The organism is Streptomyces sp. NPDC059247 (assembly GCF_042754005.1).
Lineage (GTDB): Bacteria > Actinomycetota > Actinomycetes > Streptomycetales > Streptomycetaceae > Streptomyces.
Genome location: NZ_JBHYZW010000015.1, coordinates 23,095 through 46,903 on the forward strand (window position 1 = coordinate 23,095; position 23,809 = coordinate 46,903).

General features: G+C 72.6%; 21 protein-coding genes. 17 read left to right on the forward strand and 4 right to left on the reverse strand.

The genetic code is table 11. The annotated features are described in order from the left end of the window. The first annotated feature begins 4 nt into the window (after positions 1-4). From recG to mutM, 8 genes are all read left to right on the forward strand, one after another. Positions 5-2,194, forward strand: coding sequence for an ATP-dependent DNA helicase RecG (gene recG / locus ACFXGN_RS24140; RefSeq protein WP_384862769.1), 2,190 nt, complete (start codon positions 5-7; stop codon positions 2,192-2,194). A gap of 89 nt (positions 2,195-2,283) precedes the next feature. After that, positions 2,284-2,868, forward strand: coding sequence for a 16S rRNA (guanine(966)-N(2))-methyltransferase RsmD (gene rsmD, locus ACFXGN_RS24145; RefSeq protein ID WP_384863028.1), 585 nt, complete (start codon positions 2,284-2,286; stop codon positions 2,866-2,868). A 26-nt stretch (positions 2,869-2,894) separates the two neighbouring features. Beyond that, positions 2,895-3,374, forward strand: a complete 480-nt coding sequence (gene coaD, locus ACFXGN_RS24150) for a pantetheine-phosphate adenylyltransferase (protein WP_351787367.1) — start codon at positions 2,895-2,897, stop codon at positions 3,372-3,374. Positions 3,375-3,484: 110 nt separating this feature from the next. Then, positions 3,485-4,549 carry a cell division initiation protein gene (locus ACFXGN_RS24155; RefSeq protein ID WP_384862771.1) on the forward strand — a complete coding sequence of 355 codons (1,065 nt, stop codon included), beginning with the start codon at positions 3,485-3,487 and terminating at the stop codon, positions 4,547-4,549. Between the two features lie 191 nt (positions 4,550-4,740). Then, on the forward strand, positions 4,741-5,361 hold the full coding sequence (locus ACFXGN_RS24160) for a YceD family protein (protein ID WP_384862774.1): 621 nt from the start codon (positions 4,741-4,743) through the stop codon (positions 5,359-5,361). A 2-nt stretch (positions 5,362-5,363) separates the two neighbouring features. Continuing rightward, positions 5,364-5,537, forward strand: coding sequence for a 50S ribosomal protein L32 (rpmF, locus tag ACFXGN_RS24165; protein ID WP_015036448.1), 174 nt, complete (start codon positions 5,364-5,366; stop codon positions 5,535-5,537). Positions 5,538-5,557: 20 nt separating this feature from the next. Continuing rightward, entirely contained in the window at positions 5,558-6,370 is an 813-nt protein-coding gene (rnc, locus tag ACFXGN_RS24170; RefSeq protein WP_384862778.1) for a ribonuclease III, read from the forward strand. Between the two features lie 126 nt (positions 6,371-6,496). Continuing rightward, positions 6,497-7,360, forward strand: coding sequence for a bifunctional DNA-formamidopyrimidine glycosylase/DNA-(apurinic or apyrimidinic site) lyase (gene mutM, locus ACFXGN_RS24175; RefSeq protein WP_384862780.1), 864 nt, complete (start codon positions 6,497-6,499; stop codon positions 7,358-7,360). A gap of 347 nt (positions 7,361-7,707) precedes the next feature. Here mutM and ACFXGN_RS24180 read toward each other — a convergent pair whose 3' ends face one another. Further along, on the reverse strand, positions 7,708-8,091 hold the full coding sequence (locus ACFXGN_RS24180; RefSeq protein WP_384862783.1) for a winged helix-turn-helix transcriptional regulator: 384 nt from the start codon (positions 8,089-8,091) through the stop codon (positions 7,708-7,710). Between the two features lie 130 nt (positions 8,092-8,221). Between ACFXGN_RS24180 and ACFXGN_RS24185 the strand changes: the two genes are divergently transcribed. Next, positions 8,222-8,806, forward strand: a complete 585-nt coding sequence (locus tag ACFXGN_RS24185; protein ID WP_384862784.1) for a flavodoxin family protein — start codon at positions 8,222-8,224, stop codon at positions 8,804-8,806. A 508-nt stretch (positions 8,807-9,314) separates the two neighbouring features. Here the strand turns inward: ACFXGN_RS24185 and ACFXGN_RS24190 are convergent. Next, positions 9,315-10,226, reverse strand: a complete 912-nt coding sequence (locus ACFXGN_RS24190) for a CAP domain-containing protein (protein WP_384862786.1) — start codon at positions 10,224-10,226, stop codon at positions 9,315-9,317. Positions 10,227-10,405: 179 nt separating this feature from the next. On the opposite strand from ACFXGN_RS24190, the gene ACFXGN_RS24195 reads away from it, so the two are divergent. The 4 genes from ACFXGN_RS24195 to ACFXGN_RS24210 all read left to right on the forward strand — a co-directional run bounded on the left by ACFXGN_RS24195 (position 10,406) and on the right by ACFXGN_RS24210 (position 16,622). After that, positions 10,406-10,687: an acylphosphatase gene (locus tag ACFXGN_RS24195; protein WP_384862789.1), complete on the forward strand. Its 282-nt coding sequence runs from the start codon at positions 10,406-10,408 to the stop codon at positions 10,685-10,687. A 391-nt stretch (positions 10,688-11,078) separates the two neighbouring features. Next, a complete protein-coding gene (locus ACFXGN_RS24200) occupies positions 11,079-11,297 on the forward strand; it encodes a hypothetical protein (RefSeq protein ID WP_030206333.1) in 219 nt (72 codons plus the stop codon). 211 nt (positions 11,298-11,508) lie between these two features. Continuing rightward, the gene (gene smc, locus ACFXGN_RS24205) at positions 11,509-15,051 is read left to right on the forward strand and encodes a chromosome segregation protein SMC (protein ID WP_384862792.1); all 3,543 of its coding nucleotides are present in this window, start codon (positions 11,509-11,511) and stop codon (positions 15,049-15,051) included. 140 nt (positions 15,052-15,191) lie between these two features. Beyond that, positions 15,192-16,622, forward strand: coding sequence for a sugar porter family MFS transporter (locus ACFXGN_RS24210; RefSeq protein WP_384862794.1), 1,431 nt, complete (start codon positions 15,192-15,194; stop codon positions 16,620-16,622). 101 nt (positions 16,623-16,723) lie between these two features. Here ACFXGN_RS24210 and ACFXGN_RS24215 read toward each other — a convergent pair whose 3' ends face one another. Next, on the reverse strand, positions 16,724-17,695 hold the full coding sequence (locus ACFXGN_RS24215) for an LLM class flavin-dependent oxidoreductase (RefSeq protein ID WP_384862797.1): 972 nt from the start codon (positions 17,693-17,695) through the stop codon (positions 16,724-16,726). A 197-nt stretch (positions 17,696-17,892) separates the two neighbouring features. On the opposite strand from ACFXGN_RS24215, the gene ftsY reads away from it, so the two are divergent. Further along, positions 17,893-19,116 carry a signal recognition particle-docking protein FtsY gene (ftsY, locus tag ACFXGN_RS24220; RefSeq protein WP_384862800.1) on the forward strand — a complete coding sequence of 408 codons (1,224 nt, stop codon included), beginning with the start codon at positions 17,893-17,895 and terminating at the stop codon, positions 19,114-19,116. A gap of 69 nt (positions 19,117-19,185) precedes the next feature. Here ftsY and ACFXGN_RS24225 read toward each other — a convergent pair whose 3' ends face one another. After that, the gene (locus ACFXGN_RS24225) at positions 19,186-19,836 is read right to left on the reverse strand and encodes a bifunctional DNA primase/polymerase (RefSeq protein ID WP_384862803.1); all 651 of its coding nucleotides are present in this window, start codon (positions 19,834-19,836) and stop codon (positions 19,186-19,188) included. Between the two features lie 410 nt (positions 19,837-20,246). On the opposite strand from ACFXGN_RS24225, the gene ACFXGN_RS24230 reads away from it, so the two are divergent. From ACFXGN_RS24230 to ACFXGN_RS24240, 3 genes are all read left to right on the forward strand, one after another. Continuing rightward, positions 20,247-21,740 (forward strand): hypothetical protein, encoded by a 1,494-nt coding sequence (locus ACFXGN_RS24230; RefSeq protein WP_384862806.1) that lies wholly within the window; start codon positions 20,247-20,249, stop codon positions 21,738-21,740. A gap of 386 nt (positions 21,741-22,126) precedes the next feature. Next, entirely contained in the window at positions 22,127-23,473 is a 1,347-nt protein-coding gene (locus ACFXGN_RS24235; RefSeq protein ID WP_384862809.1) for an ammonium transporter, read from the forward strand. Beyond that, entirely contained in the window at positions 23,470-23,808 is a 339-nt protein-coding gene (locus ACFXGN_RS24240) for a P-II family nitrogen regulator (protein ID WP_015036464.1), read from the forward strand. The genes ACFXGN_RS24235 and ACFXGN_RS24240 overlap by 4 nt, the downstream gene beginning before the upstream one ends. Position 23,809 lies beyond the last annotated feature (1 nt).

The window sequence follows — 23,809 nt, forward strand, 5'->3', positions numbered from 1 at the left end:
TGCAATGGAACGCGTGCCCGCGTTCGACGAACCACTCAAGAAGTCCCTCGGCCCCGCCACCGCCAAGGTCATGGCCGAGGCCCTCGGCCTGCACACGGTCGGTGACCTGCTCCACCACTACCCCCGCCGGTACGCCGAGCGGGGCGAGCTGACCACGCTCTCCGACCTGCCGCTCGACGAGCACGTCACCGTGGTCGCCCAGGTCGCCGACGCCCGGGTGCTCACCTTCAACGGCTCCAAGGGGCGCGGCCAGCGCCTCGAAGTGACCATCACCGACGGCAGCGGTCGCCTCCAGCTGGTCTTCTTCGGCAAGGGCGTGCACAAACCGCACCAGGACCTGCTGCCCGGCACCCGCGCGATGTTCTCCGGCAAGGTGTCGCTCTTCAACCGGCGCCTCCAGCTCGCCCACCCCGCGTACGAACTCCTGCGCGGCGACGGAGAACAGTCCGTGGACGTCTGGGCGGGTGCCCTCATCCCGATCTACCCGGCCACCACCAAACTGGAGTCCTGGAAGATCGCCAAGGCCGTCGACGCCGTCCTGCCGAGCGCCGCCGACGCCGTCGATCCGCTCCCCGCCGCCCTGCGCGAGGGCCGTGGGCTCGCCGAACTCCCCGACGCCCTGCGGCTCGTCCACCGCCCCCGTACCAAGGCCGACATCGCGGCCGCCCGCGACCGGCTCAAGTGGGACGAGGCCTTCGTCCTCCAGGTCGCCCTGGCCCGCCGCCGCCACGCCGACACCCAACTGCCCGCCGTCGCCCGCCGCCCCGCCCCCGACGGCATCCTCGACGCCTTCGACGCCAAGCTCCCCTTCACCCTCACCGACGGCCAGACGAAGGTCTCCCGCGAGATCTTCGACGACCTCGCCACCGAGCACCCCATGCACCGCCTCCTCCAGGGCGAGGTCGGCTCGGGGAAGACGATGGTCGCGCTGCGCGCCATGCTCGCCGTCGTCGACTCCGGGGGACAGGCCGCCCTGCTCGCCCCCACCGAGGTCCTCGCCCAGCAGCACCACCGCTCGATCACCGAGATGATGGGCGAGCTGGCCGAGAAGGGCATGTTCGGCGGCGCCGAGCGGGCCACCAAGGTCGTGCTGCTCACCGGCTCGATGGGCACCGCCGCCCGCCGCCAGGCCCTCCTCGACCTGGTCACCGGCGAGGCGGGCCTCGTCATCGGCACCCACGCCCTCATCGAGGACAAGGTCCTGTTCCACGACCTGGGCCTGGTCGTCGTCGACGAACAGCACCGCTTCGGCGTCGAGCAGCGCGACGCCCTCCGGGGCAAGGGCAAGCAGCCCCCGCACCTCCTGGTGATGACCGCCACCCCCATTCCCCGGACGGTCGCCATGACGGTCTTCGGCGACCTGGAGACCTCCGTCCTGGACCAGCTGCCCGCCGGACGCTCCCCGATCGCCAGCCATGTCGTCCCCGCCGCCGACAAGCCCCACTTCCTCACCCGCGCCTGGGAGCGGGTCCGCGAGGAGGTCGCCAAGGGGCACCAGGCGTACGTGGTGTGTCCCCGCATCGGCGACGAGGAGGACCAGAAGAAGAAGGCGGGGCCCGCCGGGGACGACGCCGAGAAGCGGCCCCCGCTCGCCGTCCTCGACATGGCGGAGAAGCTCGGTGCCGGTCCCCTCGCCGGGCTCCGGATCGCCGTCCTGCACGGCCGGATGCACCCCGACGACAAGGACGACGTGATGCGCCGCTTCGCCGCGGGCCGACTGGACGTCCTCGTCGCCACCACCGTCATCGAGGTCGGCGTCAACGTGCCCAACGCCACCGCCATGGTGATCATGGACGCGGACCGGTTCGGCGTCTCCCAGCTCCACCAGCTGCGCGGCCGGGTCGGCCGGGGCTCTGCCCCCGGCCTCTGCCTCCTGGTCACCGAGATGCCCGAGGCGAGCCCGGCCCGGCAGCGGCTCGGCGCCGTGGCCTCCACCCTCGACGGCTTCGAGCTGTCCCGGATCGACCTGGAGCAGCGCCGGGAGGGCGACGTCCTGGGCCAGGCCCAGTCCGGCGTCCGCTCCTCGCTGCGGGTCCTCACCGTCATCGACGACGAGGAGGTCATCGCCGCCGCCCGCGAGGAGGCCACCGCGCTGGTCCTCGCCGACCCCGACCTCGCCGCCCACCCGGCGCTGCGGACCGCGCTCGACGCCCTGCTCGACAAGGACCGGGAGGAGTACCTGGAGAAGGGCTGACCACGGCGGGCGGCCATAAGCTGGGGCACAAGCACCCGCTCGGGGAAGACCCGGGGCGCAAGCACCCGCTCATGGAAGACGAGGACACGATGACCCGCGTGATCGCCGGTACGGCCGGCGGGCGGCGCCTGGCCGTACCGCCGGGCAACGGCACCCGCCCCACCTCCGACCGGGCGCGCGAGGGACTCTTCTCCACCTGGGAGGCGTTCCTCGGGAGCCTCGCCGGAGCCAGGGTCGCCGATCTGTACGCGGGCTCCGGAGCCGTCGGCCTCGAAGCGCTCTCCCGGGGCGCCGCCCACGCCCTGCTCGTCGAGGCGGAGCCGCGCGCGGCGAAGACGATCCGGGAGAACGTGCGGTCGCTGGGGCTGCCCGGCGCCGAGGCCCGCAGCGGCAGGGCCGAGCAGATCGTGGCGGGACCGGCCCCGGCCGAGCCGTACGACCTGGTCTTCCTCGATCCGCCGTACGCGGTCTCCGACGAGGAGCTGCGGGAGATTCTCCTCACACTCCGCTCGGGGGGCTGGCTCACGGACGACGCCCTCGTCACCGTGGAGCGCAGCACCAGGGGCGGGGAATTCGGCTGGCCGGACGGCTTCGAGCCGATGCGGGCCCGTCGCTACGGCGAGGGAACGTTTTGGTACGGTCGCGCCGCCTCTACGTGCGAAGACGCACGATGACCGGACCGGAGAGCGAGGGACCCACGTTGCGCCGCGCCGTCTGTCCGGGGTCATTCGACCCCATCACCAACGGACACCTCGACATCATCGCCCGAGCCTCCAAGCTCTACGACGTCGTCCACGTCGCGGTGATGATCAATCAGTCGAAGAAGGGCCTGTTCACGGTCGACGAGCGGATCGAGCTGATCCGCGAGGTGACCGCCGACTTCGGCAACGTCGAGGTGGAGTCCTTCCACGGACTCCTCGTCGACTTCTGCAAGCAGCGGGACATCCCCGCCATCGTGAAGGGCCTGCGGGCCGTCAGCGACTTCGACTACGAGCTGCAGATGGCGCAGATGAACAACGGCCTCACGGGCGTGGAGACCCTGTTCGTCCCCACCAACCCCACGTACAGCTTCCTCTCCTCCTCGCTGGTCAAGGAGGTCGCCGCCTGGGGCGGTGACGTCTCCCACCTGGTCCCGCCGACGGTCCTGGGGCACCTCACCGAGCGCCTGACGCGGAAGTGACGCGCGGCCACCCCCGCTGACGTTCCGTCACCTGGTGTCGGGCGGGCGCCGACTGCCCTTACAGTCGTCCCGTCCGTCTCCATCCAGCTGTAGAGAGTGGCGAGCACCAGGTGGACGTGCAGAAGAAGCTCGACGAGATCGTCGCGACCGTGCAGGGCGCCCGCTCCATGCCGATGTCGGCATCCTGCGTGGTCAACCGGGCCGAGCTGCTCGCCCTGCTCGAAGAGGTCAGGGAGGCCCTGCCCGGCTCCCTCGCCCAGGCCCAGGAGCTGATCGGGGGCCGCGAGCAGCTGGTCGAGCAGGCCCGCCAGGAGGCCGACCGGATCATCGAGGCGGCCCACGCCGAGCGGGGCTCGATCGTCTCCGACACCCAGGTCGCCCGGCTGTCGCAGGGGGAGGCCGACCGCATCCTCTCCGAGGCCCGCCGCGAGGCCGAGGAGGTCCGCGCCGAGGCCGACGACTACGTCGACTCCAAGCTCGCCAACTTCGAGGTCGTCCTCAACAAGACGATCGGCTCGGTCGACCGGGGCCGCGAGAAGCTCCTCGGCCGGGGGCCGGGCCTCGACCAGGACGGTTACGCGGACGAGGACGCCCCGGAGTACAGCTCCGACCCGCAGACCCTGATCCACCGGGCCGACGCGTACGTGGACGCCAAGCTCGGCGCCTTCGAGGCGGTCCTCAGCACGACCCTGGAGGCCGTCGGCCGGGGCCGTCAGAAGCTGCACGGCCGGATCGCCAGCGACGACCTCGGCGAGCACATGGCCGCACAGGACGGACTCGGCGGCTCCGCGCCCACCAGCGACGCCGACTACCTGGCCGGACTCGCGGAGCTCGCGGACCCCGAGCCGGGCCGCGTCCCGTCCCCGGCGCAGGACCGGCAGCGGGTCCCGGAGCCCGACCCGTACGCCTACCAGCAGATGCCGCAGCAGCAGGTCCCGCAGGCCGATCCGTACGGATACCCGCAGCAGGTCCCGCAGGCCGACCCCTACGCCTACCAGCAGCCGCAGCAGGCCGACCCGTACGGCTACCCCCAGCAGGACCCCTACGCCTACCAGCCGCCCGTCCAGCAGCAGCCCCAGCAGCCCCAGCAGAACGCGGGGCTCGAGGAGACCAGCTTCTTCGACACCGGCATGATCGATCTGGAGCAGCTGCGCCGGTACGAGCAGGGGCACTGACCGGCCGGAAAGGGGCATCGGGGGGCGCAAGCCCCCGATTGGGCCCTGGGCGAAGCGTCCAGTATCCTGGCTCTTCGGTCGCGCGTATTCCGCGATCCTCGCTGCCCACGTTCGGCAGCCCCCCCTCGACGCAGCACGATCCGAAAGCAGGAAGAGCCCTGAGCACGCGCCTCGACCACCGCAACCCCCTCGTGTTCGACACGCACGAGCTGGGGCGGCGTCCTGGCGCCCTCCAGCGGCTCTCGCGTTCGATCGAGGCCCCCCGGGACCTCGGCGTCGAGGGAGTGATCGGAGTGCCCGAGGGCTCTTCGGTCGACATCGATCTCCGTCTTGAGTCGGTCATGGAAGGGGTGCTTGTCACAGGCACCGCCCGTGCATCGGCCGAGGGGGAGTGCGTAAGGTGTCTGGAGCCCGTCGAGCTCGATCTCGACGTGGACTTCCAGGAGATGTTCTCGTACCCCGACTCCGACGACCGGGGCCGCTCGAAGGCGGTCGCGGACGACGAAGCCGAGGAAGACGAGAGCATGACCCCCCTCGAGGACGGCATGTTCGACCTCGAACCCGTGCTGCGTGATGCGGTGGTGCTCGCACTGCCGATGCAGCCGGTGTGCCGGGATGACTGTGCGGGTCTGTGTTCCCAGTGCGGAGCCAGCCTGAACGAGAACCCGGACCACCACCATGACGCCGTCGACATCCGTTGGGCGGCACTGCAGGGACTCGCCGGTTCGCTCGGAACCGATGAGAAGGACAACATGAGCGGCAATGCCTCTGACGGGGACGTCCGAAGCGCCGCCGAGAAGCAGGAGAAGTAGCCGTGGCTGTTCCGAAGCGGAAGATGTCGCGCAGCAACACGCGCCACCGCCGGTCGCAGTGGAAGGCTGCGGTCCCCACCCTGGTTTCGTGTGAGCGTTGCCAGGAGCCGAAGCTCCAGCACATCGCGTGCCCGAGCTGCGGCACCTACAACAAGCGCCAGGTCCTCTCGGTCTGATTGGGCTGGTGAGAGGCGCAATGTCTGAGTCCCGCAAGACGGACGACAAGACGGACCATGCCTCGTCCCACACGCTTCTGGAAGGGCGGCTCGGCTATCGGCTCGAGTCCGCCCTTCTGGTGCGTGCGCTGACCCACCGTTCCTTCGCGTACGAGAACGGCGGTCTGCCCACCAACGAGCGGCTGGAGTTCCTCGGGGACTCCGTGCTCGGTCTGGTGGTCACGGACACGCTGTACCGCACCCACCCCGACCTGCCGGAAGGCCAGCTGGCCAAACTGCGGGCCGCGGTGGTCAACTCGCGTGCGCTGGCGGACGTGGGGCGCGAACTGGAACTCGGCTCCTTCATCCGGCTCGGCCGGGGCGAAGAGGGCACGGGTGGCCGGGACAAGGCGTCCATCCTCGCCGACACCCTCGAAGCGGTGATCGGCGCGGTCTATCTCGACCAGGGCCTCGAAGCGGCGGGTGAGCTGGTGCACCGGCTCTTCGACCCGCTGATCGAGAAGTCCTCGAACCTCGGTGCGGGCCTGGACTGGAAGACCAGTCTCCAGGAGCTCACCGCGGCCGAGGGTCTGGGTGTCCCGGAGTACCTCGTCTCCGAAGAGGGTCCGGACCACGAGAAGACCTTTACTGCTGCCGCCCGCGTCGGTGGTGTCTCGTACGGCACCGGCACCGGCCGCAGCAAGAAGGAAGCGGAACAGCAGGCGGCGGAGTCCGCGTGGCGCGAGATCCACGCGGCGGCCGACGAGCGCGCGGCGGCGGCGAAGGCCGCGGCCGAGGCGGGACCGGCGGAGGGCACCACCCCCTCTCCGGCCCCCCACCGGGCATCGGCCTGACGGCCGGTACCCCCGCTTCCCAGGAACCCCGCCCCAGGGCGGGGTTCCGGCGTTTCCACCGGGCCTTCCGGGTGATCCCCCGGCGGTACCCTGGGAGTCCGATCCGAAGACGTCCGGAGGAGTCCCGTGCCCGAGCTGCCCGAGGTCGAGGTCGTCCGGCGCGGACTGGAGCGCTGGGTCGCCGGGCGGACCGTGACCGAGGTCGAGGTCCTGCACCCCAGGGCCGTACGGCGGCACCTCGCGGGCGGTCCGGACTTCGCCGCCCGGCTGACGGGGCAGCGGTTCGAGGCGGCCCGGCGGCGCGGCAAGTACCTCTGGCTGCCGCTCGCCGACTCCGGCACCGCCGTCCTCGGCCACCTCGGCATGAGCGGTCAGCTGCTCGTCCAGCCGGAGGACTCCGCCGACGAGAGGCACCTGCGGGTCCGGGTCCGCTTCGACGACTCCGAGGGCACCGAGCTGCGCTTCGTCGACCAGCGGACCTTCGGCGGTCTGTCGCTGCACGACCAGACGCCCGACGGGCTTCCGGACGTCATCGGGCACATCGCCCGCGACCCGCTGGACCCGGAGTTCGACGACGACGCCTTCCAGGGCGCGCTGCGGCTGCGGCGCACCACCGTCAAGCGGGCGCTCCTCGACCAGTCCCTGATCAGCGGCGTCGGCAACATCTACGCCGACGAGGCGCTCTGGCGGTCCCGGCTGCACTACGACCGTCCGACGGCCACCCTGACCCGTCCGCGCTCGGCCGAACTGCTCGGACACGTCCGGGACGTGATGAACGCCGCCCTCGACGCCGGTGGCACCAGCTTCGACAGCCTCTATGTGAACGTCAACGGGGAGTCCGGCTACTTCGACCGCTCGCTCGACGCGTACGGACGCGAGGACGAGCCCTGCCACCGCTGCGGTACGCCGATGCGCCGCCGTCCCTGGATGAACCGCTCCAGCTACTTCTGCCCCCGCTGCCAGCGCCCGCCCCGCCCGACGACGGGCTGACGGGCCGGCCGGCAGACGGGCCGGCTGATGGGGCGGCCAGCTGATGGGGCGGCCGACTGATGGGCGGGGGCGCTTGATCGGCGGCCCCCGCCCTTCTCGGCTTCCGAGCCGCCTTCCGGGCGCCCGAGGCTTCATCGGGCTCGGAGCTTCATCGGCTCCGAGGCTTCCTCGGCTCCGAGCCCTCATCGACCCCGAGTCCTCGTCGGCTCCGAGGCTTCATCCGCTCCGGGCCCTCATCGGGCCGTCGAGCCTTTCTCGGCTCCTGAGGCGTGCCTGAGACCCCGGGACGCGCATCGGCCTCTCGGGCACTTCTCGCCCCCGGGGGCCTCGCGGCCCGCTGCCGGGGCTCAGACCACGGCCGTCGCGCGCTCCGTGTCGTAGCTCTCCCTGGCCGCCTCGACCTGGGGCATCCGGCCCTCCACCAGCTCGATCAGACCGATCAGGCGTTCCGCGATCTCGCGGCCGAGCGGGGTGAGCCGGTAGTCGACCCGGGGCGGGTTCGTCGGCTGCGCCTCCCGGTGGACGAGTCCGTCGCGCTCCAGGGCCTGGAGGGTCTGCGACAGCATCTTCTCGCTCACGCCGTCGACCCGGCGCCGCAGTTCGTTGAAGCGGAACGTCCCGTCGTGCAGGGCGCCCAGCGTCAGGCTTCCCCAGCGGCCCGTCACGTGTTCCAGGGCTCCGCGCGAGGGGCACGCCCGCGCGAACACGTCGTAGGCGAGGTCGTCAGTCATGCGCACCACCGTACTCCCGTGCAGCGCTCACTGCCATGACTGCGCTCTCCTTTAGCTTGCGCTTTCGAAAAGTTAGTGCTTTGCTTTCGGGCATCACCTCCACCGACCTCCGATTCCGAGGAGCACCCCTGTGACCACCCCCGTCGTCTCCGTCGCCTACCACTCCGGCTACGGGCACACCGCCGTCCTGGCCGAGGCGGTCCGTGCCGGTGCCGCCGACACGGGCGCCACCGTCCACCTGATCGACGTCGGCACCCTCACCGACGCCGAGTGGGAGCTGCTCGACGCCTCCGACGCGATCGTCTTCGGCTCCCCGACCTACATGGGCACCGCCTCCGGCGCCTTCCACCGCTTCGCGGAGGACTCCTCGAAGCGCTGGTTCACCGGCGCCTGGCAGGACAAGCTCGCCGCCGGGTTCACCAACTCCGGCTCCAAGAGCGGCGACAAGCTGCACACCCTCCAGTTCTTCCAGATCCTCGCCGGTCAGCACGGCATGACCTGGGTCAACCTGGGCCTCAAGCCCGGCTGGAACCGCAGCGACGCCTCCGAGAACGACCTCAACCGGCTCGGTTTCTTCACCGGAGCCGCCGCCCAGACCGACTCCGACCGGGGCCCGGAGGCCGTCCACAAGGCGGACATCGCCACCGCCGAACACCTCGGCCGCCGGGTCGCGGACACCGCCGCGACCTTCGCGCTGGGCCGCGCCGCCGCCTGATCCCCGCCGGGGGCCGTGCCGGGTCCCGGCGCCCGGCACGACCGGGCGGCCCGGTGTCGGAGGGCCCGGTGTCGGAGGGCCCGCCCAGCATCCGGGCACGGGCATGACCGGTGCGTACTTCCGTATGACGGCCGCCGGGCCGGGGCGCGGGCGCTGGAGGACCCGGACGGTGCCCTCGCGCACATCGAGGAGGTCCTGGAGGCCGAGGCGGACGCCGGTCGCCCGCCGTCCGGGGCCGGTACTTCTCCACGTACAAGTCCTGGCCCCCGCTGGACCCTGGGAGGACCGGGAGGCGCTCGAATGGGGCCGGTACTGGTTCGACGGCCTCGGGCTGTACTTCAGGGCCGCGGCCCGGGACGGCGAGGCCGTCGTCCTCTGGGTGCGCTGACCGAGGAGGGCCCGAGCCCGGTCCTCCGTACGCCCCTGACGGCCGCGAGTCCCCGTGGGCCGTACCGCCCCCGCACGCCCTACGGCCCCGGTCTCCGCGCGGTCGTCCGGTGGGGGTGGCTCAGTAGCCGAAGTCCTGGGTCCACCAGGGGCCGCCGTCGCCGAACTGGACGCCGACGCCCAGGGTCGTGAAGTCGCAGTTCAGGATGTTGGCGCGGTGGCCGTCGCTGTTCATCCACGACTCCATCACCGCCGCCGCGTCCACCTGGCCGCGCGCGATGTTCTCGCCGCCCATGCCCGTGACGCCCGCCCGCTCCGCGCGGGTCCACGGGGTGTCGCCGTCCGGGTCCGTGTGGTCGAAGAAGCCGCGCGCCGCCATGTCCGCGCTGAACGCCCCGGCCAGCGACGCCAGCCGGGCGTTCGCGCTCACCGGGGAGCAGCCCACCTGGGCCCGCTCGACGTTGACGAGCCGCAGGACCTCCGCCTCGGCGGCGGCGCTCCGGTCGGCGGTCGAAGGGGCCGGGGGCCGCTCCCCGGCCGGTGCCCCGGTGGTGGGGACCGGCTTCGGCGCGGGCGCCTTCGTGACCGGCGCGGCCGTGGTCCGGGGCGCGGCGGGCTCCGTCGGCGCCTGGGCCTTCGGCGGGGTCGTCGACAGGGTGGGCTTCGTGGTGGGGGTGGCGGACGGCGAGGCGGTCTTCGTGGTGCCCGCGCCCGCGTCCGTGCGGGCAGCCGCCGCGGTGGCCGTGTCGCCCGCCGGGGTCCGGGTCGCCCCGCCCTGGGTGGTCAGCTCGGGCGCCTGCCGGGACTCGGCGGGGCGCTCGCCGCCGGACGCGCCGCCGAGCGTGAAGGTCTCCCCGCCGGGCAGCAGGCCCGAGGCGACGGCGGCGGCACCGAGCGCGACGGCGGCGGAGGCGCCGAGCAGACCGGTGCGCACGGGGCGCCGCCTGCGACGGGCACCCCGGTGCCGGGGCTCCGCACCGGCCGCGTGGTCCTCCACCGCGGGTGCGGCTCCGGCACGACGGTGGCGTCCCATCTGCTCTGCCTTCCTGCTGGTCCTGTGGGCCTTTGCTTGGCTTTGCTGTCGGGTACCGCCCCGGCCCGTCGATCGAACGGCGCGCGCCCGAACGGGTGAGGCGTGTTCGGTCGGGACTGTAGTCCATGCGCCGCCGGGGCGATGTGCTCATCTGGTGATCCGCCCGCTAGCGTGCAGTCATGAGCGACGACGTACGGATGACCGCCTGGGTACGCGGCCGGGTACAGGGAGTGGGCTTCCGATGGTTCACCAGGGCAAACGCACTGGAGATCGGCGACCTCCTGGGCTTCGCCCTGAACCTCGACGACGGCCGGGTCCAAGTGGTGGCCGAGGGGCCGCGTGAGAATTGCCACCGTCTGCTCGCCTGGCTCCACTCCGACGACACGCCCGGCCGCGTGGACGGTGTCACTGAGATCTGGGCCACGCCGCGCGGTGGATACGAGGGCTTCGCCATCCGCTGACGGGTCCGCGCCGCGACTCCGTCCGGTGACCGCGAGAGACCCCGGGCGGACGGTCGGTAACAGGGGTGCGGAGGGGGAAACCTCCTGGTGGTTGCCAAGGAGCGCCCACCGTGGAAGGCTGCCGGGTAAGGATGATCGCGACGCCCCGAGGCACCGAGTCCGAGAGCCCCCGACGCCCCTCGCGTCGGCCCGCACTCCTCGGTCGCCCCTTGGAACGGGGTGTGATCGTGTTGACCGTCAAACTTTTTGGTGAGACTCTGGAAGCCCCGCGCACCTTAGCTGTTTGGCAGTGGAACCGGCACGACAAGCAGTACTGCCGAGCACCGCGGGTGCGAATCCCTCACGACCCACACCGCTTCGGTCGGTCACTCATTGTGGAGGACCATCCATCATGGCAAAGGCGCTTCTCGGTTACGTCGGCGGCTCCGACCCGCGACTCCTCGCCGAGATGCGACGGCTTCAGCAGCGCGTCCAGGACCTCGAATCCGAGCTGGTAAGGATTCAGTCCGAGAACGACTCGCTCGCAGCTGCCGCCGCTCACCACCAGGGAGAGTCGCTGCTGAACAGCATCGATCTCGACGTACCCCAGGCGGAGCCTGCGCTCACCTGACAACCCAGCCCCCAGGGGCCAGGTGGGAAACACTCACGCCCGGCACAGCCGGAATCGGCAGAGCTGGACACACAAGGGGCGCCTCGGCGTCCCTTCACTCTTTCCCCCACCTCTTCACCCGTCGTTTCCCCCGCGTCCCACCCCTTCTCACCCGAGGATCTGCCCTGCACCTTCGCGGGTGAAACGCGAAGGCCCCGGTAGAGTCGCCGGAGTGCATCTCAAGGCCCTGACCCTCCGCGGATTCAAGTCGTTCGCCTCGGCCACCACCCTGCGTTTCGAGCCGGGCATCACCTGTGTTGTGGGACCCAACGGATCGGGCAAGTCCAACGTCGTGGACGCCCTGTCCTGGGTGATGGGCCAGCAGGGCGCCAAATCGCTGCGCGGCGGCAAGATGGACGACGTCATCTTCGCCGGAACCACCGGCCGCCCCCCGCTGGGCCGCGCCGAGGTCTCCCTGACCATCGACAACTCCGACGGCGCGCTGCCCATCGACTACGCCGAGGTCACCCTCACCCGCGTCATGTTCCGCGGCGGCAGCAGCGAGTACCAGATCAACGGCGACACCTGCCGTCTGCTCGACTTCCAGGACCTGCTCTCCGACTCCGGCATCGGACGCGAGATGCACGTCATCGTCGGCCAGGGACAGCTCGACTCCGTCCTCCACGCCGACCCGATGGGCCGCCGCGCCTTCATCGAGGAGGCGGCGGGCGTCCTCAAGCACCGCAAGCGCAAGGAGAAGGCGCTGCGGAAGCTCGACGCGATGCGGGCCAACCTCGCCCGGGTGCAGGACCTCGCCGACGAACTCCGCCGCCAGCTCAAGCCGCTGGGCCGGCAGGCGGCCGTCGCCCGCCGCGCCGTCGTCATCCAGGCCGACCTCCGCGACGCCCGCCTCCGTCTCCTCGCCGACGACCTCGTCCTGCTCCGCGGCGCCCTCACCGCCGAGGTCGCCGACGAGGCCGCCCTGCTCGCCCGCAAGGAGACCACCGAAGGCGAACTGGCCGCCGCCCTCGCCCACGAGGCACGCCTGGAGGCGGAGGCCCGGGACCTCGTCCCCCGTCTGGAGAGCGCCCAGCAGAACTGGTACGCCCTCTCCCAGCTGGCCGAACGCGTCCGGGGCACCGTCTCGCTCGCCGACGCGCGCGTGAAGAGCGCCACCACCGCCCCCGCCGAGGAACGCCGTGGCCGCGACCCCGAGGACCTGGAGCGCGAGGCCGTCCGGGTCCGAGAACAGGAGGCCGGACTCGCGGCAGCCCTGGAAGCGGCGGAGAGCGCCCTGGAGGAGACCGTCGTCCACCGGGCCGGGCTCGAAGAGGCCCTGGCCGCCGAGGACCGCCGCCTCAAGGACCTCGCCCGCGCCCTCGCCGACCGGCGCGAGGGACTCGCCCGGCTGCACGGCCAGGCCGACGCGGCCCGCTCGCGCGCGGCCGCCGCGCGCGCCGAGATCGACCGGCTCGCCGCCGCCCGGGACGAGGCGGCGGAGCGGGCCGTCACCTCCCAGGAGGAGTACGAGCTGCTCAGGGCCGAGGTCGGGGAACTCGACGCGGCCCAGGCCGGACAGCAGGAGCGGTACGGGGCCGCCCGTCGCGAACTCACCGAGGCCGAGGCCGAACTGAGCGGCGCCCGGGAGGCCGCGGCCACCGCCGAACGCCGCCGCGCCGCCACCCTGGCCCGGCACGACGCCCTCTCCCTCGGACTGCGCCGCAAGGACGGCACCGGCACCCTGCTCTCCGCCGGACTCGACGGCCTCCTCGGCCCCGTCGCCGAACTCCTCACCGTCACCCCGGGGTACGAGGTCCCCGTCGCCGCCGCCCTCGGCGCCGCCGCCGACGCGGTCGCCGCCACCGGCCCCCGCGCCGCCGCCGAAGCGCTCCGCCTGCTCCGCAAGCAGGACGCCGGACGGGCCTCCCTGCTCCTGGCCGGAGCCCCCGGCCCGGAGCCCGTCCCGGTCCCCGAGGGCCGCCCGCGCGCCGCCGAGCTGGTGCGCGGCCCCGAGGAACTCCTCGGCGCCGTCCGGAGCCTGCTCGCCGGGGTGGTGGTCGTCGCCGACCTCGACGAGGCCGCCGACCTGGTCAGGACCCGGCCCGCGCTCACCGCCGTCACCGCCGAGGGCGACCTGCTCGGGGCGCACCTCGCGCAGGGCGGCTCGGCGGGCGCGCCCAGCCTCCTCGAAGTCCGGGCGGCGGTGGCCGAGGCCGCCGCCGAGCTCGACGAACTGGCCGTACGCTGCGAGGAGTCGGCCACCGCCCGGCGCGAGGCCGAGGAGCGGCGCCGTACCGCCGCCGCGCTCACCGAGGAACTCGACGCCCTGCGCCGTACCGCCGACCGGGAGAAGTCCGACGTCGCCCAGCGGCTCGGACGGCTCGCGGGACAGGCCAGGGGAGCGGCCGGGGAGGCCGAGCGGACGGCGGCGCACGCCGCCCGCGCCCAGGAGGCCCTGGAGCGGGCCACCGCCGAGGCCGAGGAACTGGCCGAGCGGCTGCTCGTCGCCGAGGAGGCGGCCGACGCCGGGGACGACGGGGCCGGGGAACCCGCCACCGGCGTCCGTGACCGGCTCGCCGCCGACGGCTCGTACGCCCGCCAGAACGAGATGGAGGCCCGGCTCCAGGTCCGTACGCACGAGGAGCGGGTCAAGGCGCTCGCCGGCCGGGCCGACTCGCTCGACCGGGCCGCGCGGGCCGAACGGGAGGCACGCGCGCGTGCCGAGCGGCGCCGGGACCGGCTGCGCCACGAGGAGCGGGTCGCGGGCGCCGTCGCGTCCGGCGCCCGGCAGCTCCTCGCCCACGCCGAGGTCTCGCTCGGCCGCGCCGAGCGGGAGCGGGTGGCGGCCCAGGCGGCGCGGGCCGAGCGCGAGGAGGGCCTCGCCGCCGCCCGCGCCCGCGCCCGGGACCTCAAGTCCGCGCTCGACGGGCTGACCGACTCCGTGCACCGGGGCGAGGTCCTGGGGGCGGAGAAGCGGCTGCGGATCGAGCAGCTGGAGGCGAAGGCCCTGGAGGAGTTCGGGGTGGAGGCGGCCGACCTGGTCGCCGAGTACGGCCCGGACCAGCTCGTCCCGCCCCCGCCGACCCCCGAGGGTGAGGAGGCGGAGGCCGCCGGGGCGAGGCCCTTCGTCCGTTCGGAGCAGGAGAGGCGGCTGAAGGCCGCGGAACGCGCGCACCACCAGCTGGGCAAGGTCAATCCGCTGGCCCTGGAGGAGTTCGCGGCCCTGGAGGAGCGGCACCGGTTCCTCTCCGAGCAGCTGGAGGACCTCAAGAAGACCCGTACCGATCTGCTCCAGGTCGTGAAGGAGGTCGACCTGCGGGTCGAGCAGGTCTTCACCGAGGCGTACCGGGACACGGCCCGGGAGTTCGAGGGCGTCTTCTCGCGGCTCTTCCCGGGCGGCGAGGGCAGGCTGGTCCTCACCGACCCCGACGACATGCTCACCACGGGCGTCGACGTGGAGGCCCGCCCGCCGGGCAAGAAGGTCAAGCGGCTCTCGCTGCTCTCCGGCGGTGAGCGGTCCCTGACGGCGGTGGCGCTGCTCGTCTCCATCTTCAAGGCGCGGCCCAGCCCGTTCTACGTGATGGACGAGGTGGAGGCGGCGCTCGACGACACCAACCTCCAGCGGCTGATCGGGATCATGCGGGAGCTCCAGGAGTCCTCGCAGCTGATCGTGATCACCCACCAGAAGCGCACGATGGAGGTCGCGGACGCGCTGTACGGGGTGTCCATGCGGGGCGACGGCGTCTCGAAGGTGATCGGTCAGCGGCTCCGCTGAAGCGGTGAACGGGCCGCGGTTGAAGTGGTGGACGGCGGGAAGGTGTGCGCCACTGGAAGCCCCGGAGACCCCGGACGTCCGGCAGAGCCACCGGAGGCCCGGGACGCCCGGGGGAAGGACCGTCGCCCCGAGGAGCCCATGTGACCAGCACCGCGCAGGCGCCCCCGCCGTCGCCGGAGGGCCGGGCGGCCCATCCGGACCACCTCGGCCACGTCATCTTCATCACGGCGTCCGCCGCGATGGGCGGCTTCCTCTTCGGCTACGACAGCTCCGTCATCAACGGCGCCGTCGAGGCGATCCGCGACCGTTACGACATCGGTTCCGCCACCCTCGCGCAGGTCATCGCGATCGCCCTGATCGGCTGTGCCGTCGGCGCCGCCACCGCCGGGCGGATCGCCGACCGCATCGGCCGCATCCGCTGTATGCAGATCTCCGCGGTCCTCTTCGCGATCAGCGCGGTCGGCTCCGCGCTGCCCTTCGCCCTGTGGGATCTGGCCCTGTGGCGGATCATCGGCGGCTTCGCCATCGGCATGGCCTCGGTGATCGGCCCCGCGTACATCGCCGAGGTCGCCCCGGCCGCCTACCGGGGCCGTCTCGGCTCCTTCCAGCAGGCGGCGATCGTCATCGGCATCGCCATCTCCCAGCTGGTCAACTACGGCATCCTCCAGCTGGCCGACGGCGACCAGCGCGGCAAGATCGGCGGTCTGGAGGCCTGGCAGTGGATGCTCGGCGTGATGGTCGTGCCCGCGCTCCTCTACGGGATGCTCTCCTTCGCCATCCCCGAGTCGCCCCGCTTCCTCATCTCCGTGGGGCGGACCGAACGGGCCAAGGAGGTCCTCGCGGAGGTCGAGGGGAAGGGCGCCGACCTCGACGCGCGCGTCGCCGAGATCGACCGGGCCATGCGCCGCGAGCACAAGTCGACGTTCCGGGACCTGTTCGCCGAGGGCTCCCGCTTCCGGCTGCTGCCCATCGTCTGGGTCGGCATCGGCCTCTCGGTCTTCCAGCAGCTCGTCGGCATCAACGTGGCGTTCTACTACTCCGCGACCCTCTGGCAGTCCGTCGGCATCGACCCGTCGAGCTCGTTCTTCTACTCGTTCACCACGTCGATCGTCAACATCGTCGGCACCGTGATCGCGATGGTCCTGGTCGACCGCGTCGGCCGCAAGCCGCTCGCCCTCGTCGGCTCCACGGGCATGGCGATCGCCCTCGCCTTCGAGGCGTGGGCCTTCTCCGCCGACCTCGTGGACGGCAAGCTCCCCCACACCGAGGGCACCGTGGCCCTGGTCGCCGCCCATGTCTTCGTGCTCTTCTTCGCCCTCTCCTGGGGCGTGGTGGTCTGGGTCTTCCTCGGCGAGATGTTCCCCAACCGCATCCGTGCCGCCGCGCTCGGCGTGGCCGCCTCCGCCCAGTGGATCGCCAACTGGGCCATCACCGCCAGCTTCCCGTCCCTCGCCGACTGGAACCTCTCCGGCACGTACGTCATCTACGCGGCCTTCGCGGTGCTCTCGATCCCCTTCGTGCTGCGGTACGTCAAGGAGACCAAGGGCAAGACGCTGGAGGAGATGGGCTGACGGGCCCGCCCCCGGCACGCCGGGCCCCCGCGCCCGTTCCCGTCCGTCTGCCCGCCCGTCCGCCCGTATCCCCGTCCTCCCGTACGTCCGTCCCCCCGGCCCTACCCCGCGAGCCGGGGCAGCGCCTCCTCGCAGAACAGGCGCAGGCTCCGCCACCCCTCCTCGACCGGCATCCCGCCGCACAGCGGGTGCAGCACCAGGCTCTCCAGGCCCAGCGCCGCGCACTCCCCGGGGGTGACCACCCGGTACACCCCCTCCGCGCGCAGCTCCGCCACCGTCGTCGCCGTCGACCGCACCGCCGAACGGATGTCCTTCGACTGCCAGGAGGCGTACGTCCGCGCCTCGTGCAGGAAGTGCTCCCCGTACTCCGCCCAGGTCCGGTCGGGGTCCTCCGCCAGATGCAGCAGCGGGGTCTCCTCGGCGGGCATCATCGTCCAGCCCTCCGTGCCGTACTCCGCGCACCGCTCCCGGTAGTACGCCTCCAGCTCCGGCAGGTGCGCGCTGGGGAAGAGCGGCAGCCCCAGCCGGGCCGCCCGGCGCGCCGCCGCCCGGGACGAGCCGCCGACCAGGAGCAGCGGGTGCGGCCGGGTGAAGGGGCGCGGAGTGATCCGTACCGTACGGCCCCGGTAGCCGAAGGGCTCCCCGGTCCAGGCCGCCAGCAGGGTCTCCAGGAGCTCGTCCTGGAGCCTGCCGCGCCGCCCCCAGTCCACCCCGCGCTCCTCGTACTCCTCCGGCCGGTAGCCGATTCCGGCCACCGTCACCAGCCGTCCCCCGCTCAGCAGGTCCAGGACCGCGATGTCCTCGGCGAGCCGCAGCGGGTCGTGCAGCGGCCCGATGATCGCCGAGACGGTCACCGCGATCCGTGTGGTCGCCCCGAAGACCGCGCCCGCGAAGGCGAAGGGGGAGGGGAGCCAGTTGTTCTCGACCCCGTGGTGCTCCTCGGTCTGCACGGTGTCGACGCCGTGCCCGTCGGCGTACGCGGCCATGGCGACGGCGGCCCGGTAGCGGGCGGAGAGGGAGTCGGGGGTCGCGCGGGGATCGACGAGGTTGAACCGTACGACGCTGAACGGCATGGGGGTCCCCCTTCGCTGGTGGGCGGAGGGCAGGACGGTAGCTGACGCTGCGTCAGATGGGAACGGTTCCGGCGCTCCGGCCGCCGCCCGGCCGCTCCGGCGGGCACCGGCCCGGGGCGCTCCGCGCGGACGCGGGGGAACCGTCCCGTCCCGGGTGCTCCGCCTCCGGCGCCCGCGTGGCCGATACTGGTCGGGTTATGGAACTCATCCTTGCTGTAGTCATCGCTCTGGTCGTCGCGGTCGCCGTGACGAGCGGGCTCGTGATCAGCGGCCGCAAGAAGAAGCAGCTGCCGCCCGCCGAGCCGCCGTCCACCACGCCGACCATCACCGCTCCGCCCGCCGAACCGCACGTCGGCGAGGAGGCGGAGACGCCGCGGGAGGAACCACGCCGGACGGTCGAGGAGGTCCCGCTCCCCGCCGAGGAGGCCGCCGAGGCCCCCGCGGCCGTCGAGGACCCCGTCGTCGCGGAACCGGCGGCCCCCGAGATCGAGGTCCCCGAGCCCACCGAGGGCCGTCTCGTACGGCTCCGGGCCCGCCTCGCCCGCTCCCAGAACTCGCTCGGCAAGGGGCTGCTGACGCTCCTGTCCCGCGAGCACCTCGACGAGGACACCTGGGAGGAGATCGAGGAGACCCTCCTCACCGCCGATGTGGGTGTCGCCCCGACCCAGGAGCTCGTCGACCGGCTGCGCGAGCGGGTCAAGGTGCTCGGCACCCGCACCCCCGAGGAACTGCGCGGACTGCTCCGCGAGGAGCTGATCACCCTCCTCGACCCCGACCTCGACCGCACGGTGCGGACCGACAGCCCGGCGGACGTGCCCGGCGTGGTCATGGTCGTCGGCGTCAACGGCACCGGCAAGACCACCACCACCGGCAAGCTGGCCCGGGTCCTCGTCGCCGACGGCAAGTCCGTCGTCCTCGGCGCGGCCGACACCTTCCGCGCCGCCGCCGCCGACCAGCTCCAGACCTGGGGCGAGCGCGTCGGCGCCCGCACCGTCCGGGGCCCCGAGGGCGGCGACCCCGCCTCGATCGCCTTCGACGCGGTCAAGGAGGGCATCGCGGAGGGCGCCGACGTCGTCCTCATCGACACCGCGGGGCGCCTCCACACCAAGACCGGCCTCATGGACGAGCTGGGCAAGGTCAAGCGGGTCGTCGAGAAGCACGGTCCGCTCGACGAGATCCTCCTCGTCCTCGACGCGACCACCGGCCAGAACGGTCTGATCCAGGCCCGTGTCTTCGCCGAGGTCGTCGACATCACCGGCATCGTCCTGACCAAGCTGGACGGCACCGCCAAGGGCGGCATCGTCGTCGCCGTCCAGCGCGAGCTGGGCGTCCCGGTGAAGCTGATCGGCCTGGGCGAGGGCCCGGACGATCTGGCCCCCTTCGAGCCGGGCGCCTTCGTCGACGCCCTGATCGGCGACTGACCGCGCCTCCCGCGCGTAGGAAGGGGCCCCCGTCACTCCGGTGACGGGGGCCCCTTCGCGTACGACGGGTCAGTCGTGGGTCCGGTGGCAGATGTACGCCAGGGTGCCGAGCAGCAGCCGTGCCTGCGGCGGCGCCCCCGCGGTGTCCAGCGTCGGCGGGCGCAGCCAGCGCACCGGACCGAGACCGCCGAGGTCCGACGGGGGAGCGGTGATGTGGCTGCCGGGCCCCAGGCACCGCAGGTCCAGATCGGCGTCGTCCCAGCCCATCCGGTACAGCAGCTGCGGCAGCTCGGCCGCCGCCCCCGGGGCGACGAAGAACCGGGCCCGGCCGGTCGGCGTCACGCACACCGGCCCCAGCGGCAGCCCCATCCGCTCCAGACGCACCAGCGCCCGGCGGCCCGCCGCCTCCGCGACCTCGATCACGTCGAAGCTGCGGCCCACCGGGAGCAGCATGGCCGCCCCCGGGTGCTCCGACCAGGCCTTGGCCGCGTCGTCGAGACCCGCGCCCGCCGGGACGGGCCGCGCGAAGGTGAGGGGGTGCGCGCCCGGAGCCGTACACGACGCCTCGCCGCAGGAACACCGGCCGGAGACGGCCCGCGCGCCGGGCACCACGTCCCAGCCCCACAGTCCCGTGTACTCCGCCACCGCGGTGCACTCCGTGGTGCGTACGCGGCGGCGTGCGCCGGACCGCATCTCACGAATGCCGATCGTGAAACCCATGTCCCCTCCAACGGGTAGAGCGCGCCGGTGGTTACGACCCGGAGCGCCGCCATCACCCTTCGTGACGGTCCGTGACCGAACCCGGCGCGTTGTCGTGTGCGGGGTGGTGCGGACCGGTGCGCGCGCCTCTCTGCGCATCCGTCCGCCGTCTCCGGTTCGTCGCATGTCAAGTGAATCGCGTTCCACGGGCGGCGAGTTCATTCGAAGGGGTGGCGAATGGTGGCGTTTCTTGAATCGCCCTCGTGGGGAGGTGATCGTGGGGTTACTTTCGGTACGCGACCCTCTGGAGCACATGCGCGCGCGGGTATGCCGGAGGCAACCCGGTTTCCAGTTCGAGGGAGTGCGAACGCCGGACGGGTGCCGTGCGACACGGCATTCTGGTAAGGGTTCGCACGACAGGCAATCAGGTGATGGGGGGCGTTCCAGTGGGCGGCAACGGCGGCGCGGACGGTTCGACTGCCGGGAAGCGCCCGAACGAGCAACTCGGTTCGTGGTTCGTCCGCAGCGGCTGGTCCAAGGGCGAACTCGCGCGGCAGGTGAACCGCAGGGCGCGCCAGATGGGCGCGCACCACATCTCCACCGACACCTCCCGCGTCCGCCGCTGGCTCGACGGCGAACAGCCCCGCGAACCCATCCCGCGCATCCTCTCCGAGCTGTTCTCCGAGCGCTTCGGCTCCGTCGTCGCCGTCGAGGACCTGGGCCTGCGCGCCGCCCACCAGTCGCCCTCCGTCTCCGGCGTCGACCTGCCCTGGGCCGGTCCCCAGACCGTCTCCCTGCTCAGCGACTTCTCCCGCAGCGACCTGATGCTCGCCCGCCGGGGCTTCCTCGGCTCCTCCCTCTCGCTCGCCGCGGGACCCGCCCTCATCGAACCGATGCAGCGCTGGCTCGTCCCCACCCCCGGCGCCGACACCGAGCGCCCCGACCCGGGCACCGACGCCCGCCGCCCCAACCGGCTCTCCGAGATCGAACTCGACCTCCTGGAGTCCACCACCGCCATGTTCCGCAAGTGGGACGCCCAGTGCGGCGGCGGACTGCGCCGCAAGGCCGTCGTCGGCCAGCTCCACGAGGTCACCGACCTCCTCCAGGAACCCCAGCCCGCCGCCACCGCCAAGCGGCTCTTCACCTGCGCCGCCGAGCTCGCCGAGCTCGCCGGCTGGATGAGCTACGACGTGGGCCTCCAGCCCACCGCCCAGAAGTACTTCGTGCTCGCCCTGCACGCCGCCAAGGAAGCGGGCGACAAGCCCCTCGGCTCGTACATCCTGTCCTCGATGAGCCGCCAGATGATCCACCTCGGCCGCCCCGACGACGCCCTCGAACTCATCCACCTCGCCCAGTACGGCAGCCGGGACTGCGCCACCCCCCGCACCCAGGCCATGCTGTATGCGATGGAGGCCCGCGCCTACGCCAACATGGGCCAGCCCTCCAAGTGCAAGCGGGCCGTCCGGATGGCCGAGGACACCTTCGCCGACGTGGGCCTCGACGGCGAGCCCGAGCCCGACTGGATCCGCTTCTTCTCCGAGGCCGAACTCAACGGCGAGAACTCCCACTCCTACCGCGACCTCGCCTATGTCGCCGGACGCTCCCCGACCTACGCCTCCCTCGCCGAACCCGTCATGGAGCGGGCCGTCGAACTCTTCGGGAAGGACACCGACCACCAGCGGTCCTACGCCCTCAACCTCATCGGCATGGCCACCGTCCACCTCCTCAAGCGGGAACCGGAACAGTCCGTCGTCCTCGCCGAGAAGGCCCTCGGCGTCGCCCGCAGCATCCGCTCCGAACGCGTCAACACCAGGCTCCGCAAGACCGTCGACCACGCCGCCCGCAACTACAGCGACATCGCCGAGGTCGTCCAGCTCACCGACCGGCTCACCCAGCTCCTCCCGGAGTCCGCCGAAGCCGTCTGAGCCCACCGGCCACCCCAGACCCCGGCCGCGCCGGACGTCCCGTACCGCCCGACCCGGCTCCCCCGCCGCGAGGTCACCCGGACGCCGACGCGGCCGGTCCGCGTCCCCGCCCGACGCTCCGGCCCCGGCCCGCCCGGCCCCCCGCCCCGGCCCGGCCGACGGCCCCACCGCGCCGGTCCGCTCGTCGTACCCCTCCGCCTGCGCCCCCCGCGCGTTCACCGCCGCGTAACACTCCCCGCCCCTTCGTCACGGCTCCGAAACACCCTGCGGCATCGACGGAAACCGCGCTGCGCCAACCTCTGGCGCATAACCGGCCACCGCGCACGGCCGGGCCGCCCCCCACCGGCCCGCGCCGCCCCGGCCGCACCGACGACGAGGAGACGCCGATGGCACCAGCCGTCACGACCCTGGCAGCAGAAGCCCCGGGGCTGTCCGCCGCCAACACCGGGTTCATGCTCATCTGCTCCGCCCTGGTCATGCTGATGACCCCGGCACTCGCCTTCTTCTACGGAGGCATGGTCCGCGTCAAATCCACCCTCAACATGCTGATGATGAGCTTCATCAGCCTGGGGATCGTCACGATCCTCTGGGTCCTCTTCGGCTTCAGCGTCGCCTTCGGCACCGACATCGGCTCCCTCGTCGGCTGGTCCTCCGACTACGTGGGGCTCAGCGGCATCGGCATCACCGAACTCTGGGACGGCTACACCATCCCGGTGTACGTCTTCGCCGTCTTCCAGCTGATGTTCGCGGTCATCACCCCCGCCCTCATCAGCGGCGCCCTCGCCGACCGCGTCAAGTTCACCGCCTGGGCCCTCTTCGTCACCCTCTGGGCCACGATCGTGTACTTCCCCGTCGCCCACTGGGTCTGGGGCGCGGGCGGCTGGCTCTTCGAGATGGGCGTCATCGACTTCGCGGGCGGCACCGCCGTCCACATCAACGCGGGCGCCGCCGCCCTCGGCGTCATCCTCGTCATCGGCAAGCGCGTCGGCTTCAAGAAGGACCCGATGCGCCCGCACAGCCTCCCCCTCGTCATGCTCGGCGCCGGTCTCCTCTGGTTCGGCTGGTTCGGCTTCAACGCGGGCTCCTGGCTCGGCAACGACGACGGCGTCGGCGCCGTCATGTTCGTCAACACCCAGGTCGCCACCGCCGCCGCCATGCTCGCCTGGCTCGCCTACGAGAAGATCCGCCACGGCGCCTTCACCACCCTCGGCGCCGCCTCCGGCGCCGTCGCGGGCCTCGTCGCCATCACCCCGGCCGGCGGCTCCGTCAGCCCCCTCGGCGCGATCGCCGTCGGCGCCGTCGCCGGACTCGCCTGCGCCCTGGCCGTCGGCCTCAAGTACCGGTTCGGCTACGACGACTCCCTCGACGTCGTCGGCGTCCACCTCGTCGGCGGTGTCATCGGCTCCCTCCTCGTCGGCCTCTTCGCCACCGGCGGCGTCCAGTCCGACGCCAAGGGCCTCTTCTACGGCGGCGGCCTCGAACAGCTCGGCAAGCAGGCCATCGGCGTCGCCGCCGTCCTCGCCTACTCCCTGGTCGCCTCCGCGCTCCTCGCCCTGGTCATCGACAGGACGATGGGGATGCGGGTCCCCGAGGACGACGAGGTCTCCGGCATCGACCAGGTCGAGCACGCCGAGACCGCGTACGACTTCAGCGGCGCGGGCGGCGGAGCCTCCTCCCGCTCCACCACCCCCTCCGCCCCGGCCGTCACGCAGAACAAGAAGGTGGACGCATGAAGCTCATCACCGCGGTCGTGAAGCCGCACCGGCTCGACGAGATCAAGGAGGCCCTCCAGGCGTTCGGCGTCCACGGCCTCACCGTCACCGAAGCCAGCGGCTACGGCCGCCAGCGCGGCCACACCGAGGTCTACCGGGGCGCCGAGTACACCGTCGACCTCGTCCCCAAGATCCGCATCGAGGTCCTCGTCGAGGACGAGGACGCCGAACAGCTCATCGACGTCGTCGTCAAGGCCGCCAGGACCGGAAAGATCGGCGACGGCAAGGTGTGGAGCGTCCCGGTCGAGACCGCCGTACGCGTCCGCACCGGCGAACGCGGCCCGGACGCCCTGTAGG